We start from the raw sequence: 17,785 nt of genomic DNA on the forward strand, positions 1-17,785 counted from the left end.
GGTTCACCGCCTACTCTTCCGCACCCTTTTCCGGTTCAAAGGTGGTAGTATATTCACTGACTTCTGCCTTACTCATCTTCCTGAACATACCGGTTTCAAGAGGTATGATGCCAATCTCAACATTGTCCACATCGAATTTACCCTCCGTTGCTGCATAGAGCGCCGCAAGTCCAAGATTAATTGCATCAGCACAGCCCATCTCATCCGAGTATTTCTCATCAAAGACCTTCATAACTGCAGGACGGCCAGTACCAATCCCTGTTGCCTTATACTCAAGCAGTGTGCCGGACGGATCCGTCTCAAAGAGACGCGGAACACCGTCACTCACACCAGCGATGAGAAGTGCAGTACCATACGGACGGGCGCCGCCGAACTGCGTATATGTCTGCATGTGATCACAGAGTTTCTTTGAGAGCGTCTCAATATCGATTGCCTCATTATAAGAAACACGATTAATCTGACATTCAACCCTGGCCCGGTCAACAAGTGCCCGGGCGTCTCCAACAAGACCGGAAGAAGCTACGGCAATGTGACCATCAATCTTGAATATCTTTTCAATTGATGTCTGTTCAAGAAGGCGGGAACTGACCCGCTTATCCACAATGAGAACAACCCCGTCTTTGCATTTAATGCCGACTGCGGTTGTCCCCCTCTTTACTGCTTCACGGGCATACTCTACCTGGTACAGTCTGCCATCAGGGCTGAATACGGTAATTGCCCTGTCATATCCCATTTGTGCCTGCATTGGCTGCATCAGAAATCCTCCAAATCCTCTTTATTAAAGTACAGTGCTGTTGTTTGTTTAATACCCTGTTGAACTAAATCAACCTTTTGACCTGAAATCCCCAGAATCCGATAGGTATTTTCGCCGATTTTACAATTCCCCTCTTCAGATGGACGAGAACAGGGCCGGATCTTTTTCCTCAGTGCATGGAGCGTCCCGGAGGTGGCGAACGGGTGGAGAGCCACTGAAATATTTCCCACATCCGTAACAGTTGCAAGAACAGCCTCCACATCCGTCTCGGTTCCACGGATACAGCGCAGGACAACCACACCATCACCACAGGAAATCACACTGGTGCGCATCGTTGCGGCAGCACTGTCTCCAAAGAGGGATGCCTCACAGCCCACAATAGCATAATGCATATCCCGTGCCGAAACATTGCACCACTGTGGCACCATCTCGGCAGCGATATAACGCCAGTTTGGTCGCTGTGTCGGGGGAAGTGGTTTCATTCGATTACCTCCACAGACCGCTGCGGGGAGAGAAGTGCTTCCGGAGTAGCAAGAGCACGACGAACCTGCTCTTTCTCAAGCCCCGCCAGTTCCCCCAGGAGAGAGAAGGCCCGTACAGACCTTACACCGGTAATAGAACGACCACCGGACGAAAGCGTCAGCATAAATCCATATTTTCGGGAGAAACGCCCAATATCCCGGTATCGTTCCAGTGCTCGTTGTCGTCTGTTCCCTGATTCCGAGATGATGCGAGACAAATCAATATCCACCGCAACACCACGGTCCGCTGCCATTCGGGCACTGACATGATCAAATGCACGCTTGTCAGCATGATAGATACCCCGGAGAATATGGAACTGAATGTTCCCGAGAACAGCTCGGTTAAAAGCAGCATCTCCCGCATGAACCATCACAATATCTACCTCACGTGCATTCCGGAGTGCGTCCCGGCATGATTTGACGGTATTCGCAGTAATTTCTGCTCCCGAAAGAAACCGGACGTTTCCAACGGTACACCCCGCAGGGAGTCCAACCGCAACTGCCCCGGTAAAACCCCGCAGCTCAAGTTCACTTGCAAACCTCCGGAGAGAAGTATCCCCTGCCGGATATGGATAGATACATGCATCAGCAGTCTTCATCATAAACGCCCCTGCGGCAGGAGTGAATAATTCATGTCAGCCGGAAACCGCCACATATGTCCCGGCATCGGCTGGAAAAGAAAAAGGGTTATTTCCCTTTGTTTTCGTTCGAACGAATACTTGGGCGGGTGTGCTCTGTGCCTTTTCCGCGTCTGCGCATACCACGTCCCTTCACACCGGCGCTGGTCAGACCACGTTCGGCACGGCCACGGTGTACAGAATCCGCCATCCATCCGAGATGAGGGTCATTGATGATTGCCGGGTGGTGCCCGTCAACGAGAATAACCTCATACCATTTCTGGCGTCCGTCTTCACCAACCCAGTAGGAGTTCAGCACTTCCATGTTGCGGAACCTGCGGGCAGCACGCTCTTCAGCAATACGCTGGATGCTCTTCCCCATGGTTGCCCGGCGCATGCCCATGCGGTTTGTTCGGCGTCCACGGATATAGCGAGCTTTCCTTCGGCCACCACGGCGTACAGAAACACGTGCCACAATGATACCCTGCTTTGCACGGTATCCAAGGGTGCGTGCACGGTCGATACGGGTTGGGCGTTCGATACGCACAACACTGCCTTCCCGTCTCCAGATCTGCATTCTGTTCCACAGAAGCTGCTTGACTTCTGTTTCGTCAGGTTTTTTCCATGCCTCACGGACATAGGAATACATTGATTTTGTCATTTGGTTTTTCACCATGAAGGTTCAGCCATCCGTAATGTATGGCCACATCCCTTTTTCCAGCGGGTATACACCCGGCGGTTCTTATATATTTGACCTTACGATATTAAATATCTGGGGGTGGAAGATCAGGATTTTCGCTTCTCAGTGACACAGATACCTTCTATAGAGGTCTCAGGATACTGCCCGTCCTCATCTTTTTCTGCTGATTTGACCATGTCCCAGATGGTCAGAAGTGCCACACTGACACCGGTAAGGGCCTCCATCTCTACCCCTGTCCGACCATATGTCCGCACTGCAACCTCTGCTGTAATGTATCCATCACCATCATGGAAATCCACATCAACCCCACCGACCGGTAGGGGATGACACATTGGAATCAGTGACGAGGTCTGTTTTACAGCCTGTATAGCCGCAATCCGTGCGGTCGCAAGCACATTCCCCTTGATTACATCTCCCGTCCGGATGGCATCAAGTGTCTCGGGACGGAGGTGTATCCTGCCCTCTGCACGTGCGAGACGGTGCACATCATCCTTGTCAGTGACGTCCACCATATAGGCACGGTCATTATTGATATGTGAAAATTCAGGCATATTGTCTCAATATCCCATCCCTGACCATTAACGTGCCGGGATATTCTTTCTCAGGAAACTTCGTCATGATCTGACTTATCACTACGCCCCCCCATGGATGCCGGAAAGAACCATGGGAATCTCTTTAAGAAGGTCCGTGGCTGCAAGGCCGTCACCCAGACCCTGCAATGATTCACCCGCAGAACCATTCACATAAGCACCCACCGCTGCCGCTTCAAATGCCGGGAGATGACAGAACAATGCCCCCACAATACCTGCAAGGACATCACCGGTGCCCCCAACAGTCATATGCGGCGTACCGGCGCGGTTGAAACGTACACGGGCGTTGTCAGAGATTACATCAACCGGGCCTTTCGCCAGAGTAACCCCGGCAGGCCCATGGTCACGCACCATTCGGCCCCGCCCCACAGGATCCTCCGGAAGGCGGCACCCGGTCATCCGGAAAAATTCACCCGCATGAGGTGTGTAGATGGTATTGTCTGCAACAGGCAGGGGGAGGCTAAGGGCATCCGCATCAAAGACCGCCCTCCCCATATCCCCGGCAATTTTTGAGATGACGCCATGACTTTCAGTTCCAAGGCCACACCCGCAGACGGTAACATCTGCACGCTGCGCAAGCGCTGCAAGCCGGTCCACATCATCCTCACCGATCACCTGCCCACACGTCCGCTCTACAATCAGGTCGGGACAGGGCAGCAAATTAGGGGTTGCAACCCGGACAATATCCGCCCCGGCGCGGATGGCTGCCATCCCGGCAAGATAGGGCGCACCCTGATATGGCCCACCGCCGATAACCAGCACCTCGCCTCCAACACCCTTGTGACTATGCTTCCCTTTTTTCCGCAGGAGCAGCAGATCACCGGGTCCCGTGAAACACTCGGCCTCATCGGGGATGCCAATGTCGATGACCACAGGTTCTCCTTCCTTTGCCCGGTGAAATGAACAGACAACAGCAGCAGGAAGGCCGGGAGTCGGCACATCTGCGGCCACGACCGGTACGCAGGATTCGCACACGACCCTGGCACAGGTGGCGTATGGCTCCCTGAGTCCGCCGGCGATACCGGTTCCCAGCATGGCATCGATTACGACATCCGCAGAAGTGATCCGGTCCCTGCATGCACAAACAGCGTCCGGCGTTTCAGCAATGATAACATCCACACCACAGTGAGAGAGCACATGGAAATTTCGGAGCGCTTCTCCTGAGCGTATGTCCCGTGAGAGAACGATCACTGTTACCATACAGTCCCGACAGAGATGGCGCGCCGCGACAAACCCATCACCTCCGTTGTTCCCCTTCCCACAGAGCAACACCACATGTCCGGGAGACATGCCCCTCACATAGTCTGCGAGGCCTTTCCCCGCGCACTCCATCAGCTGAACCGCAGAGACTCCCAACCCCTGTGCATTAGTGTCAACTGCACGCATCCTCTCCGGGCTGATGACACCCTTCTCCAGAAATTCACGAAACTCCACACAATTCTTCCCGGCAATCATCTACGACACCTGTTGTTCCTATCAGATTCATGTACTGTCCTCCTCCATTAACATTCCACCACATAGCCACCATTCAAGAGAGAGCAATGACAACCAATACCATAACAAATGACGTTTGAGGATGACATCCGGGCGGTTGCCCACCAGATACAGGATGCAGACGCGGTCACCGTTATATCCCATATTGATGCGGACGGCATCACCAGTGAAGCAATTATGATGCAGGCATGCACAGATGCAGAGATCCCTGCAAAAAGTGTCTTTGTACGTCAGCTTGAGCCCATGACCATGAAATACGTGCCTGAAGACAGCAGCCTGAAGGTATTCATTGACCTTGGAGCAGGGCAGCAAAATCTGATGGAGGAACGAGGCATGCGTACCGAAGAGGTAGCAATTATTGACCACCACATCACGCAGAATGTAGAAACACCATATCTGCAGGCAAATGGTCAGCCCTACGGCCACACACAGCTATCTGCAGCAGGTGTCGGATACCTCGTTGCAAAAGAGATGAATCCAAGACACCCCCACCTGGGAATGCTTGCAAAGAACGCGGTCGTCGGGAATGTCGGCGATATGATGGCGCGGGAACACTGCGGCCTGACAGGACCCGCACGCGAGATCGCAGCAGATGGAGAAAAAGCCGGAACCATCGAAATTCTGCAGCGGCAGTTTAACTCCTACGGGATCTCCACCCGTCCCCTCCGAATCTGCCTCTCATACAGCGATGACCCGTTCATTCCGGGCATCTCCAACAATGAACTGAAAGCAGAAACATTTCTCCGTAAACTGGAGATAGAAGAGCGGACCGCAGGAGGGAGACAGCGGGTCTGGGAAGACCTTGACCAGGATGAAAAATCGGCCATTATCAACGGCCTTGCACAGCAGATGCTTGCAACGGGACAGGACATATCCCGCCTTCTCGCAGAACACTACATATTCCCTGAAGAGGAAAGAGGAACACCCCTGCGCAATGCATCAGAGTATGCGACCATGCTCAACGCCTGCGGACGCTGGGCGCGGCCCCGTGTGGGAAGTGCGGTCTGTGCAGGCGATCGGGCACAGGCATATCGTGAAGGAGAAGAGATGCTGCGCCACCACAAACGGATTATCCGGGAGATGATGGAGTACATCCTTGACACCGGCACCATTGCACTGAGCCACATCCAGCACATCCATGTCAGAGACCGGTTCCCGGACACCATCGTTGGTATCGGGGCAGGGATGGCGCTCTCGAAACTGGACTTTGAAAAACCAATCATGGTTCTCTGTTACCTCAATGACGATCCTGAACTCGTTAAAGTCTCTATGCGAACCAATACCCGCATGGTGGAACGGGGTATTGACCTGCAGGCCGCACTCATGGCAGCATCAGAAGAGATCGGTGGTGGTGGCGGAGGACATAAGATAGCTGCGGGAGCATATATTCCACGGAATGCCGAAGAGGGGTTTGCAGAACGTGTCAACAGAATTATCGCAGAACAGCGCAGGTAACCGCGTACGGACAATCGCAGATTACCAGTTCGGGAAAGGGGCAGGAGCTGCCATCTTTCCTGACGAATGCACATTCAAACTGTCCACCACCAAACGAATACGCTATGTGATGCTGGATGGTGTCCGTATCGCCACAGTCCGGGCACATGACGGAAGATTCACCCTGTCCATTGAAGGGGCAGAACGTCTCTGGCGCTACCTCCCCGCGCCCGCATACCGGGTAACTGTTGCAGAAGAGGTGGCCGAATATATCATGAAAGGAAAAAATGCAATGGCAAAACATGTCACCGCAGCAGACCCGGCAATCATGGCCGGAGAAGAAGTCCTCGTTGTCACAGGCGATGATAAGCTCATCGGTACCGGGAATGCGCTTCTCTCCGGTGATGAGATGATGGCATTTAATTATGGTGGAGCAGTACAGGTACGGTCAGGAAGGTTGATCTGAAATGATGCCAGGATTAAATCCAAAAAAGATGAAACAGATGATGAAACAGCTCGGCATGAAGATGGAAGAGATCGAGGGTGTCGAGCGGGTTGTCATCTATACGACTGAAGGTGAATATGTCTTTGAACCCGCAGAGGTTGTGGCAACCACCATGCAGGGAACAAAGACCTATCAGATTCAGGGTAGTGATCCGGTATTTGTCCCGAAAGAACTGGACATACCCGATGAGGACGTGATGCTTGTCGCAGAACAGGCGCAGGTATCACCTGACGAAGCACGTACTGCACTTAAAGAAACAAACGGCGAGATTGCAGATGCGATTATCAGACTTACAAGCGCATGATTCGTGATGGCCAGCGTGTCCTTCTTATCCATGACGGGAAGGAATATTACGTCCGTGCAGGGAATGGAACCCTCTCCACCGACAAAGGCATCATCGATCTGAATGTCTTAATGGATGCAACGCCAGGTGAGACTATAGAAACACACCTGGGCATCCCATTCTATATCCGAATCCCACGGCCGACAGACTTCTTCTCCCATGCCCGGCGTACCGGCGCACCGATGCTCCCGAAGGATATCGGGATGGTGTGTGCGCTGACGGGCATGAACAGAAATGATGATGTCCTTGACGCGGGGACCGGCAGCGGAATTGCTTCGATATTCTTTGGCGGAATTGCCAAAAGCGTGAGAACATTTGAAATTCGTGAGGAATTTGCCAAGGTTTGCCGTAAAAATATCGAAGAGGCGGGTCTTGAGAATGTCGAAGTCGTTGCAGGAGACATGCTTGATGCAGAAGGGTCTTTTGATGTCGTTCATCTGGATCTGCAGATCACGGAGGCGCATATCCATCATGCCCATGCCCTCCTGAGACCAGGTGGATATCTTGCAACGTATACACCGTTTTTAGAACAGACATTCATCGTCATGGATACGGCAGAACCACTCTTTACGGATGTCGTCTGCCACGAACTGATAGGACGTGAGCTTACACGGACAAAGCGCGGGACGCGCCCGTCCACGCGCGTAAGCCACAGCGGATATATCACCGTTGCCCGGAAGGAATAATACTTCCCGGCCACCGCCCCCCCATTTTTTCACACCTGCAGGATACTACTATTACTTTTCATCGCGCATTACTGATTATGAAGGGAATCACAGACAGAAATGCCTGGTGCATTTCCCTGTGTATTATTCCCATTCTTCTTTTACCGTTACAACATGAGGCGGGGCTCTGATGAAACATATCATATCGATAAAGGACTTTGGAAAGGAGGAGATAGACAGTCTTCTTGCCCGGGCAGGTGCCATTGATGCAGCACCGCAGAACCAAAAAACACTGGATGGAAAACAGGTTGCACTCCTCTTCTTTGAGCCAAGTACGCGTACACGGATGTCCTTTGCATCTGCAGTCGCACGGCTTGGAGGCACAACAATTACCGTTGACAGTGTTGAGGGGAGCTCAATCTCAAAAGGTGAGACACTGGCTGACACCGTGCGGGTAGTGAGCAGTTATGTGGATGCCATTGTTCTGCGCCATCCCAAAGAAGGGGCAGCACGTCTGGCAAGCGAATTTGCATCTGTCCCGGTAATAAATGCAGGTGATGGGGCAGGACAGCACCCGTCCCAGACACTGCTTGATCTCTACACAATCCGTCAGTCAATGCCGCTAAAAAATATCCATATCGGCCTGCTGGGTGATCTCAGGTATGGCAGGACAACCCATTCGCTTGCCTATGCGCTCTCCAATTACAATGTCACCATACACACCATCGCACCCCCAACCCTTGAACTCCCGGAGAGTCTGGTGGATGAACTACACAGACGCGGGTGCACGGTACAGGAACACGCAGATATCACCGATATCATCCCCAATCTGGATGTTATATACACCACCAGGATTCAGCGGGAACGATTCCCGGACGCGGCATCATACTACAATGTGGCAGAAAGTTACCGGATAACACCCGAGATCCTCGATGAGCGCAAAGAGGGGATGATTGTCCTCCACCCTCTGCCGCGGGCAGGAGAAATTGACCCACGGGTCGATGAACTCCCCTGTGCACGCTACTTTGAACAGGCACGCAATGGGGTGCCGGTACGAATGGCAATGCTGGAAGAGGTAATCTAAAATGGAAGATAAACCACAGGGTCTTCTGATAAGCCCCATCAAAGACGGTACGGTAATCGATCATATCCGGGCCGGTGCCGCACTTACCGTCCTGCGGATGCTTGGCATCACCGGCCAGACCGAGGAGGAGCTCTCTATTGCCACCAATGTGACCTCCATGACCTGCGGACAGGAAGGGAAAAAAGATATCGTCAAAGTGAGCAACCGCGAACTTTCAAAAGAAGAAGTCGACAGAATAGCCCTCATATCACCAAAGGCCACCATCAACATCATCCGGGATTACATCGTGGCCGAGAAAAAAGGCGTAGAGACACCAAAACTTCTCTACGGCATTATAAAGTGCACCAATTCAGGGTGCATCAGCAATGCCAATGAACCGATAAAAAGTGCATTTGAAGTGACGGAGGCAGGCCTTCACTGTCTGTATTGCGACACCGTCATAACAACCGATATTGAAAGCCACATCATCTGATGACCCGCCCATGGTCATCAATCTCTCCCCGGTATATCCGTGTGGAAGAGATCCACCTTCCGTCATCGGCAAGGACGCAGGTGATCTGATGAATATCAACCTTTTTTCTGCCGCGTTCTTTTCTCAGACGATTTATTTCAAGACTTACCGGAAAAGTCTCCTCACTGACAACAAGGGCATCAAAATCCGTGTCAAGGGTCGCGCCATATCGATCCTCCAGGGGAATGACATTCCATGTCGCAGAATACCCGGAATCCTGAATAAATGTAGTAAGAATCTCTTTACGCTTTTCATACGGTGCAATTGGATGATTCTTATCCCCAGCGAACTGATCTGTCGAAAGACCGATAATGACGTGCCCGTCATCGCCTGCAAGCTCAAATGAACGAGATAACAGCTTTTTGTGTCCATCGTGCAGCGGGCTGAAAGTGCCCCCTACCATAATCTTCATTGGACCGTGAGGTTAAACGTATTACCTATTATGAATAGCGATACTTCTGCCGGAACACCCGCATTTATTGCAAAAAATGCAACCGTGACCGGCGATGTCAGCATCGCAGACGATGTCAGCATCTGGTACGGCGCAGTCATCAGGGCTGATAAAGACCGAATCATGGTCCACACAGGTTCAAATATACAGGACAACGCTGTTGTTCACACCACCACCGGATGTCCGGTTACCATTGGCAGGGATGTTTCTGTCGGCCATGGCGCCATTATCCACGGTGCAACAATACAGGACCGTGTGCTGGTCGGCATGGGTGCCATCATCATGAATAACGCAACTGTCGGAGAAGACAGCATAATCGCGGCGGGCTCTGTCGTCACCGAAGGAAAAGAGATCCCCCCCCGGTCTCTTGTAATGGGCGTACCGGGCAAAGTAATACGGGAAGTGTCAGAGGAACAGATCAAACAGATTCTGGATAATGCCCGTTCCTATGTCAAACTCGGTAAGGAGGCAAACAATGGCTGAAGTGGCAGTTATTGGCGGCGGGGTCGCCGGCATCCAGGCAGCCCTTGATATCGCAAACCACGGTATCCGGGTACACCTAATCGAACGCGAACCATCCATCGGGGGACATATGGCCCAGCTGGACAAGACGTTCCCGACAAACGACTGTTCAATGTGCATTCTCTCTCCGAAGATGGTGGATGTCTCCCGCAATCCGAATGTCGTCCTTCACACACTGACCGAGGTCACAAGCATCACCGGGGATGTCGGTGATTTCACCATAACAGCCATCCGTCACCCCCGCTATGTCGATGAAACTACCTGCAACGGGTGCGGGGACTGCACAGAAATCTGTCCGGTCGAGGTGTACAATCCCTTTGATGCCGGCGTGGGTGTCAGGAAGGCGATCTACAAGCCGCATCCACAGGTCGTGCCAAACATCACGATTCGCGACGCAGTGCACTGTATTGACTGTGGCCTCTGCTATGACATCTGTGGCAAGGACGCCATCTTACGCGAAGAAGAGGAGAAAGAGGTAATACTCAATGTTGCCTCTGTCGTAATTGCAACGGGTTACCGGACCTTTGACGCAGAGAAAAAGACGGCATTCGGATACCTGCGCCACCCCGATGTAATTACCGGCCTTGAATTTGAACGGCTCATCAATGCAAGTGGGCCAACCGGCGGAAAGATCAAGCGACTTTCAAACGGAAAAGAACCAAAACATATCGTATTTATCCAGTGTTTCGGATCCCGTGACATCCCGGCCCACCGTCCTTACTGTTCGGGTGTCTGCTGCATGTATGCAATAAAAAATGCACTTCTTATCAAAGAAAAGAACCCGGATATTGAAGTCACCATCTGCTATATGGACATCCGTGCCTACGGAAAGGGATACGAAGAATATTATGTCCGGGCGCAGGAACTGGGAGTTCGCTTCCTTAGGAGTAGGCCGGGAGAGATAATCCGGACAAAAGACGGCATGGTGCTCCCGGTGGAAAACACGGAGACATCAGAACTGGAAAACCTGAAAGCAGAACTGGTGGTGCTCTCCACAGGTCTTGAACCGGCAGACGGAGCAGCCGAACTTGCAGAAAAGTTTGGCATAGAACTGGATGAAAATGGATTTTTTGAACAGATTGATACAAAATGCGCACCTGTCCAGACAGTCCGTCCGGGAATCTACATCGCCGGTGCTGCCGTAGCACCAAAGGATATCCCGGACAGCGTGACACAGGGAGAGGCAGCGGCAATGCGGGCTTTCCTTGATGCATCCGCCACTGAGTAAGGAGCCTGAATGCGAACAATTACATGGAACACCGGCAGTCAGTGTCTCACATATATCGATCAGACACGCCTCCCTGCAGAGCAGGTGAGTGTGGAGACACGTTCGGTCACCCGTCTTGCAGATGGAATACAGCGCCTTGAAGTCCGTGGAGCACCCGCACTTGGGGTTGCCGGCGGCTACGGCGTCGCACTCTCCTGCCTTTCACACCAGGAAGAAATGGCACCGGCGTTCCGGGAGAGTGTGATACGGGATGCAGCACATCTCAGGGCGACACGCCCAACAGCTATCAACCTGACCTGGGGTATCGACCGTGTACTGCAAACTGCTCTGCAGGAAAATACTCCCGCTGCTGCATATGCAGCAGCGTTGCGGGAGGCACAGGCGATTGAAGAAGAGGATGTCGCGCTCTGCCACAGGATAGGCGAATTCGGAGCAAAACTCCTCCCGGACACCTGCACAGTCCTCACCCACTGCAATGCGGGAGCCCTCGCCTGTGTGGAATGGGGAACAGCATTGGGAGTCGTCCGTTCCGCAGTTAAAGTGGGAAAGAATGTGTCCGTTCTCTCCTGTGAGACACGCCCCTTAAACCAGGGGTCACGTCTCACCGCATTTGAACTGCAGGCAGACGACATCCCTGTGAAAACCATCCCCGACAGTGCCGCAGCGCACCTGATGCGAAAAGGGATGATCGATGCAGTGGTGGTCGGTGCTGACCGGATCACCCCAGACGCCGTCTTCAACAAGATCGGGACCTACATGCATGCCGTCTGTGCGGACCGCCACAACATCCCCTTCTATGTCGCAGCACCATATTCCACTCTGGATCTTTCGCAGAAAGAATCAGATATAACCATCGAAGAGCGTTCCCGTGAAGAACTGGCTGTATGCGGCGGGAAACAGTTGATGCCGGACGGTGTTCCTGTGGTCAACCCCGCCTTTGACACCACACCGCTCTCCCTTGTGACCGCAATCATTACAGACAAAGGGATCTTGCGGTATCCCTATACCGAACTTGCCGAGCATGACGAAAGGGTTGAAACATGAGTGCGGAATATATTGACCCAACGGCTGTTGTCGGCACACCATGGTGGGACCAGTTGATCTATCTCATTGGGGAAGTGACCCTTTTCTTCTTCCTGTTCATGATCTTTGTCCCGCTCATCATGAGCATCATCATCTTCCTCTCCATTCACAACCGCCGTTTTTATGCCCCGCGCCTGCTGAAGGCAGGCCTTGTAATGACAGAAGGGATGATCAAAGCGTTTTGCCGTCTTTTCGGGTTGGAAGACCAGGAACTGACCGCCTTTTTCATCAGGCTCCACAATACCCTCTCAACCACTTCATTTGAAGAAATCCCCGTTAAAGAACGTGCGATATTTATTCCGCAGTGCATGCGGGCAGCAGACTGCCCTGCACATCTCACCCCCGAAGGTCTTGTCTGCCGGCGTTGCGGCAGATGCGAAGTAGGGGACAATATTGACAACCTCGAAGAAATCGGATATAAGGTCTGGATTGCCCCCGGTTCAACACTCATCAAACGGATGTTCAAGAAATATCACCCGAAAGCCATCATCGGTGTCGGATGCCTGATGGAGGTAAAAGAAGGTCTTGAGATGTGTGACAAGGCAGGTGTCATCGGCATGGGTGTTGTCACCATGCGGGACGGATGTGTGGAGACAGCAGTAAACTGGCCGGATGTCTATGACGTGGCGCTGCTTGGAACAGAAGAGACGGATAAGGCGGCCATCTAAGGGCCGTTTCCAACCACCTTTACGTTTCTCCCGGTCAGTTTTCCGGACTTTATCTTCCCACACACATAAATAGTTTCATCAGAGGAGACGTCGCCCACCTGCACGCCAGGGCGCAGGGTGATATCCCCACCAGCGTGCAGACTGTGAATACGGGCTTCATCGCATACCGTTACGTTCTCAATGACATCCAGAGAGCCTTTGATGCGCACCTGATTTCCAATAATGGCATTCTCACAGGTGATGTCTCCCCCGACTGTTGAACGCGGGCCAAGTTCAAGAGATCCACCTACGTCAAGACGCCCCCAGAAATGGGTATCAGGGGCTACGATAAAATTTCCGGGTATTTTCACATTACCGTCAAAGAAAGATCCCTTCGGTGCAATGAAACTGTCTCCCTGCCGGTAAACTTTCATTGAATAAGTCTCACATTTCAAAGATTATTAATTATACTCTCTGTCCCTGCCAAATGCCACTAGCCACTGAGCGCCCACAAGATCAGTATTGCGAGTGCAGCAAACATTCCGGATTTAAGTGTTGTTGTTGCACCCGAATCCCTTACACAGGCAGACGTGGTGCACCGGATGGACGATACTGCTGCAAAGAGGATGATGACATCTGCCAGAGCAATCGTTGCAAGATACCAGACACTCCACCAGGGAACAATCGGCAGAATACTGAGAATGACTGCTCCTGCCGCAAGTACTCCTGCTATCCGACAGGAGGGAAGGACGCCGATGACCATCGGCAGCGTGCGGGCACCTCCTTCCTGGTCCCCTTCGATATCTTCTGCATCTTTCAGAATCTCACGTGCGATCATCGGGAGAAATACAATGCCTGCAAGAGGAAGATTCAGGATGACCCCGTTTATCCCTGCGGCAGCACCGCCAAAGAGAAAGATACTTCCCGCCAGATACGACACCACAAGATTTCCTGCAAGCGGCACCCTCTTCAGCCAGGCTGCATAGGTCACCAGAAGAATGGAATTGAGACAGGCGAGTCCAAAACACAATGGATTTACGAGTGCTGCGAGCATGATGCCAACGAGAAAAAGAAAGGTACTGTAGAATGCCGCGCCACGGATACTGACAGAACCGGAGGGAATAGGTCTCTCTGGCCGGTTGATTGCATCAATCTCACGGTCACAATAGTCATTGACTGCATTCCCCGCACCGGTAATGCAGAATACCGCCACAACAAGCAGAAAGAGGGGGGGAGTAATCGCAACTCCCGCGACAAGCACACCCAGCAGGACGGCGATGCCTGCCACAAGTGCATTGACAGGGCGCACTATCCGCAAATACCCACGAAGACTCATGTATGGAGATGTTACTGTTCATTTCGGATTAAAGTTACCAAAAACAATAGAAAACGGGCTTGAGGGGATTTGAACCCCTGATCATTAACTTAGGAGGCTAACGCCTTATCCAGGCTAGGCCACAAGCCCATGCATGCCTATAACATTCAGCATCAGAAGGTATAAGATTTCCGAACCACCACGTTTCTGATGCGATGAGTGACAGAGAGGCATTGGAAGGAAGTACACGGTTTTTTATTCCCAAGCAGGACGAAAACAGTTCATTCCCCCCCGGAAGTGGCCCGGTTTTTTTTAATCCACGGATGCGGCTGAACCGTGACAGTACGAACTATCTGCTCCGCCAACTGGACGTTTCGTCATACTTCGATGCCATGGCCGCTTCCGGTGTACGCGGACTGAGGGTGGCGCACGAATGCGGCATTCCGGTTACTATTAATGATTACAACCCTGAAGCTGCAGCCCTTATCCGAAAGAATGCCGCTCTCCACCCGGAGAGCGAAATCACCGTTACAGAAGAGGATTGCCGGGCAGTGATGCTGAGACATCGGTTTGATGTCGTGGATCTCGACCCGTTTGGTACTCCTGCACCCTTTGTGGATATTGCTGCAACCAGTGCACGATGCTACCTCTTTGTCACCGCAACAGACACCGCACCGCTCTGTGGAGCACACCTGAAGGCAGGCATCCGCCGGTATGGCGCCCGCCCGATGAATACAGAATATCACAGTGAAGTGGGTCTGCGCCTGCTCCTTGGATTTGTCCTGCGTGAGACCGCAAAATATGACCGTGGTATTGAACCGCTCTTCTGTTTTGCCCGCGAGCACTTTGTCCGTCTCCATCTGCGTATGACAAACGGTGCCGGCAGAGCCGACAAGGCTCTAAAAAATATCGGCTACATCCATCAGTGCCCTGCCTGTCCATGGCGAACTGCAGAGACCGCGTTTCTTCCATCAGTACAGGAATGCCCGGAATGTGGTGCAAAAATGAGTCGGATTGGCCCCCTCTGGACAGGGCCCGTGAACAGCCCGGAAGTACTCTCACAGCTGTCTGCTGATATTGAGGATGACGGACAAAAGGAGAGTGTGCTTGCACGGTTGGTCACTACTCTCAGCCAGGAACTTGACAATCCCGAATTCTATAATTATCACCGGCTTGCCAAACACTGGCGGATCTCACCATCCCCCATAGATGATGTTATTGCTGCCATCCGGGACGCAGGATATCAGGCATCACGGACCCATTACGATGGACGAGGAATAAAAACAGATGCACCCCTGCATGTTCTCAGGGATGCAATAACTACGGACGGGTAACAACAGTCAGAATATCACCATCAATGAGTCCATGCGCCAGCCCGACCCGCTGGGCGTCATGCTTCACTGACGGACCCCACACTTTTGCATATCGGAATTTCTCAACAAAGTCACGGTGCAGTTTCATACATACCGCCTCTACTGTTGCAGGTTCGCGGATGATCAGCGGTTCTTCCAGATCCGGCTTGCCACCTACGGGCTTCATGTAGATGCGAATGAAACCCAGCTGGTTGAATATCTCATCTTTAAGAGTTTCAATGTTGTATCCGCTGACTGCGGAAAGCATAATTGGTGGCCGGCCGAAGCGTTTCGTTACATCCTTATCAATCTGATCCAGCGTCTCTTTGTCGACCAAATCGACCTTGTTTATGGCAAAGAACGCCGGGATATAGACACGATTGCCAAACATTGCATCAATAAAGTCGTCTTGTGTCACCTCTCCGCGGATAAGGATGTCAGCATTTACAATCTTATTATCTGCAAGAAGAGGGCGGATATCATCAAGATCGAGGCTCGAATTCCCAACCGTGTTAAAACGGAGACCGCCATATCCTCTCTTCGAGATGGTGATATCCGGTTTTTCTTTATTCAGGCGGATACCAGCGTCATAAAGTTCTTTGATGAGGACATTGATGTGTTTTTCATTGTACACATCACCCAGAAGTAAGATGAGGTCAGCACCACGAACGACGCCAATCACTTCTTTGCCACGTCCCTTCCCCATTGCCGCTCCTGCGATAAGGCCGGGAATATCCAGAATCTGGATATTTGCCCCCTTGTGTTCCATAGAACCCGGCACTACTGTCAGGGTGGTGAATGCGTAAGCCGCAGACTCACTCTCAGTATTGGTCAGTTTATTCAGGAGCGTGGACTTACCAACAGACGGAAAACCAACGAGGACAACGGTCCCGTCACCGGATTTTTTCACTGAATATCCTTCACCACTCCCTGAAGAGGCCATGGCACGGGAGACGGCATCATCTTTAAGGCGGGCAATCTTTGCTTTGAGCTTCCCGATATGCCCGGATGTCGCCTTGTTATATTTAGTATTGCGAATTTCGTCTTCGATTAGTTTTATTTCGTCTTCAATTGTGGCCATTGGTGATGCTATACATATCAGCGGGACACTACTTATTGATAGTGTATCTGCCGGTATTTCTGCAGAATACCTCTACCACCGGTAGATCCCCATGATAGATTCGGTTCGGGATATATCGGCAGGAACAGGCAATTTTGGTATTGAAAATCTGTGGCAATCATCGACGGACGGACCCGGCAGACCAGCCTGCTTCACCACACGGATACCGTTTTTAACAGATACGAAACACCAAAAAGCATGAGAAAAACCCCACAGGCGCCAAGGATAATGCGATAATAACGGAGCGGCAACACGGATGTCCCCCGCGCACTTCCAACAGCAACCAGAGTGAACCACCCAAAATCAGAGAACCAGTGCCCTGCCATGAAGGCAATAACAATAACTGGTCCTGCAATCAGCGCTTCAAGCACAAGACTGCTGCCCACGGTAAGCCACCAAAGCCAGAAATAGGGATTTGCAGCACTGCTAACAGCACCTGCCACATATGAGTTCCCGGCAGGACCGGCAGCATCTGTCGAAATCCCGGCATTCGCACTCTCCTTCAGGGTCAAAACCCCGAATAATATCAGAACAACTCCACCAATAATAGCTATAGGAACTGAAATCGTCTCTGCAATCTCTGCAATACCGGCAATAATGACAACAACCATACCTGCTTCAATTACCGCATGGCCTGCCGACACCTTTGGCCCGGCTGTCCACCCCTCGCTGAGCGAACCACGAATTGTTGCTATCAGAGTGGGACCCGGCGCGAGAGCACCGGAAAGCCCGATCACAAAACCAATGAGGAGTGCTGTTCCGGCGCCATCCATGATACTAACAGATTATCCGGGAACAATAAAGTGGTTTTTTCTCCAGACGCACAAACCTGCTTCATAGTAAAGCGAT

22 protein-coding genes and 1 tRNA gene are annotated in these 17,785 nt (G+C 52.0%); 11 read left to right on the top strand and 12 right to left on the bottom strand.

The genetic code is table 11. The features are described 5' to 3' along the window. Window positions 1-10: 10 nt before the first annotated feature. From psmA to OU421_RS01860, 6 genes are all read right to left on the bottom strand, one after another. The gene (psmA, locus tag OU421_RS01835) at window positions 11-754 is read right to left on the bottom strand and encodes an archaeal proteasome endopeptidase complex subunit alpha (RefSeq protein WP_268186892.1); all 744 of its coding nucleotides are present in this window, start codon (window positions 752-754) and stop codon (window positions 11-13) included. Further along, window positions 754-1,236 (bottom strand): Rpp14/Pop5 family protein, encoded by a 483-nt coding sequence (locus tag OU421_RS01840; protein WP_268186893.1) that lies wholly within the window; start codon window positions 1,234-1,236, stop codon window positions 754-756. The genes psmA and OU421_RS01840 overlap by 1 nt, the downstream gene beginning before the upstream one ends. Then, window positions 1,233-1,877 (bottom strand): RNase P subunit p30 family protein, encoded by a 645-nt coding sequence (locus tag OU421_RS01845; RefSeq protein WP_268186894.1) that lies wholly within the window; start codon window positions 1,875-1,877, stop codon window positions 1,233-1,235. The genes OU421_RS01840 and OU421_RS01845 overlap by 4 nt, the downstream gene beginning before the upstream one ends. Window positions 1,878-1,962: 85 nt before the next feature. After that, window positions 1,963-2,553, bottom strand: a complete 591-nt coding sequence (locus OU421_RS01850) for a 50S ribosomal protein L15e (protein ID WP_268186895.1) — start codon at window positions 2,551-2,553, stop codon at window positions 1,963-1,965. A 125-nt stretch (window positions 2,554-2,678) separates the two neighbouring features. Next, window positions 2,679-3,143, bottom strand: coding sequence for a cyclic pyranopterin monophosphate synthase MoaC (gene moaC, locus OU421_RS01855; RefSeq protein WP_268186897.1), 465 nt, complete (start codon window positions 3,141-3,143; stop codon window positions 2,679-2,681). An 81-nt stretch (window positions 3,144-3,224) separates the two neighbouring features. After that, window positions 3,225-4,637: an NAD(P)H-hydrate dehydratase gene (locus OU421_RS01860; RefSeq protein WP_268186899.1), complete on the bottom strand. Its 1,413-nt coding sequence runs from the start codon at window positions 4,635-4,637 to the stop codon at window positions 3,225-3,227. A gap of 108 nt (window positions 4,638-4,745) precedes the next feature. Here OU421_RS01860 and OU421_RS01865 point away from each other — a divergent pair, with 108 nt between their 5' ends. The 6 genes from OU421_RS01865 (at window position 4,746) to pyrI (ending at window position 9,179) form a co-directional block, all read left to right on the top strand. After that, on the top strand, window positions 4,746-6,131 hold the full coding sequence (locus tag OU421_RS01865; protein ID WP_268186900.1) for a single-stranded-DNA-specific exonuclease RecJ: 1,386 nt from the start codon (window positions 4,746-4,748) through the stop codon (window positions 6,129-6,131). After that, window positions 6,097-6,576: a PUA domain-containing protein gene (locus OU421_RS01870; RefSeq protein WP_268186901.1), complete on the top strand. Its 480-nt coding sequence runs from the start codon at window positions 6,097-6,099 to the stop codon at window positions 6,574-6,576. The genes OU421_RS01865 and OU421_RS01870 overlap by 35 nt, the downstream gene beginning before the upstream one ends. Before the next feature lies 1 nt (window position 6,577). Continuing rightward, complete coding sequence (locus OU421_RS01875) at window positions 6,578-6,919, top strand: nascent polypeptide-associated complex protein (protein ID WP_268186902.1); 342 nt, start codon at window positions 6,578-6,580, stop codon at window positions 6,917-6,919. Continuing rightward, entirely contained in the window at window positions 6,916-7,644 is a 729-nt protein-coding gene (locus OU421_RS01880; RefSeq protein WP_268186903.1) for a methyltransferase domain-containing protein, read from the top strand. The genes OU421_RS01875 and OU421_RS01880 overlap by 4 nt, the downstream gene beginning before the upstream one ends. Before the next feature lie 169 nt (window positions 7,645-7,813). After that, a complete protein-coding gene (gene pyrB, locus OU421_RS01885) occupies window positions 7,814-8,707 on the top strand; it encodes an aspartate carbamoyltransferase (RefSeq protein ID WP_268186904.1) in 894 nt (297 codons plus the stop codon). 1 nt (window position 8,708) lies between these two features. Beyond that, window positions 8,709-9,179 carry an aspartate carbamoyltransferase regulatory subunit gene (pyrI, locus tag OU421_RS01890; RefSeq protein WP_268186905.1) on the top strand — a complete coding sequence of 157 codons (471 nt, stop codon included), beginning with the start codon at window positions 8,709-8,711 and terminating at the stop codon, window positions 9,177-9,179. Here the strand turns inward: pyrI and OU421_RS01895 are convergent. Next, a complete protein-coding gene (locus OU421_RS01895; RefSeq protein WP_268186906.1) occupies window positions 9,172-9,630 on the bottom strand; it encodes a phosphopantetheine adenylyltransferase in 459 nt (152 codons plus the stop codon). The genes pyrI and OU421_RS01895 overlap by 8 nt on opposite strands. Before the next feature lie 30 nt (window positions 9,631-9,660). Here OU421_RS01895 and OU421_RS01900 point away from each other — a divergent pair, with 30 nt between their 5' ends. The 4 genes from OU421_RS01900 to OU421_RS01915 are packed head-to-tail and all read left to right on the top strand — an operon-like array spanning window position 9,661 to window position 13,170. After that, window positions 9,661-10,152, top strand: a complete 492-nt coding sequence (locus OU421_RS01900; RefSeq protein ID WP_268186907.1) for a gamma carbonic anhydrase family protein — start codon at window positions 9,661-9,663, stop codon at window positions 10,150-10,152. Further along, window positions 10,145-11,419, top strand: a complete 1,275-nt coding sequence (locus tag OU421_RS01905) for a CoB--CoM heterodisulfide reductase iron-sulfur subunit A family protein (RefSeq protein WP_268186908.1) — start codon at window positions 10,145-10,147, stop codon at window positions 11,417-11,419. Before OU421_RS01900 ends, OU421_RS01905 begins: the two co-directional genes overlap by 8 nt. 9 nt (window positions 11,420-11,428) lie before the next feature. Next, a complete protein-coding gene (gene mtnA, locus OU421_RS01910; RefSeq protein WP_268186909.1) occupies window positions 11,429-12,463 on the top strand; it encodes an S-methyl-5-thioribose-1-phosphate isomerase in 1,035 nt (344 codons plus the stop codon). Further along, on the top strand, window positions 12,460-13,170 hold the full coding sequence (locus tag OU421_RS01915; RefSeq protein WP_268186910.1) for a DUF116 domain-containing protein: 711 nt from the start codon (window positions 12,460-12,462) through the stop codon (window positions 13,168-13,170). The genes mtnA and OU421_RS01915 overlap by 4 nt, the downstream gene beginning before the upstream one ends. On the opposite strand, the gene OU421_RS01920 is transcribed toward OU421_RS01915, so the two are convergent. From OU421_RS01920 to OU421_RS01930, 3 genes are all read right to left on the bottom strand, one after another. Beyond that, window positions 13,167-13,583, bottom strand: coding sequence for a polymer-forming cytoskeletal protein (locus tag OU421_RS01920; protein WP_268186911.1), 417 nt, complete (start codon window positions 13,581-13,583; stop codon window positions 13,167-13,169). The genes OU421_RS01915 and OU421_RS01920 overlap by 4 nt on opposite strands. Before the next feature lie 59 nt (window positions 13,584-13,642). Further along, on the bottom strand, window positions 13,643-14,485 hold the full coding sequence (locus OU421_RS01925) for a geranylgeranylglycerol-phosphate geranylgeranyltransferase (RefSeq protein WP_268186912.1): 843 nt from the start codon (window positions 14,483-14,485) through the stop codon (window positions 13,643-13,645). A gap of 54 nt (window positions 14,486-14,539) precedes the next feature. Further along, window positions 14,540-14,614: transfer RNA gene (locus OU421_RS01930), tRNA-Arg, on the bottom strand. 65 nt (window positions 14,615-14,679) lie between these two features. On the opposite strand from OU421_RS01930, the gene OU421_RS01935 reads away from it, so the two are divergent. Continuing rightward, window positions 14,680-15,798 carry a tRNA (guanine(10)-N(2))-dimethyltransferase gene (locus tag OU421_RS01935; protein WP_268186913.1) on the top strand — a complete coding sequence of 373 codons (1,119 nt, stop codon included), beginning with the start codon at window positions 14,680-14,682 and terminating at the stop codon, window positions 15,796-15,798. On the opposite strand, the gene OU421_RS01940 is transcribed toward OU421_RS01935, so the two are convergent. Beyond that, entirely contained in the window at window positions 15,785-16,897 is a 1,113-nt protein-coding gene (locus tag OU421_RS01940) for an OBG GTPase family GTP-binding protein (RefSeq protein ID WP_268186914.1), read from the bottom strand. The genes OU421_RS01935 and OU421_RS01940 overlap by 14 nt on opposite strands. 191 nt (window positions 16,898-17,088) lie before the next feature. Beyond that, a complete protein-coding gene (locus tag OU421_RS01945) occupies window positions 17,089-17,709 on the bottom strand; it encodes a LysE family transporter (protein WP_268186915.1) in 621 nt (206 codons plus the stop codon). Between the last annotated feature and the right edge of the window lie 76 nt (window positions 17,710-17,785).

Source organism: Methanogenium organophilum, assembly GCF_026684035.1.
GTDB lineage: Archaea > Halobacteriota > Methanomicrobia > Methanomicrobiales > Methanomicrobiaceae > Methanogenium > Methanogenium organophilum.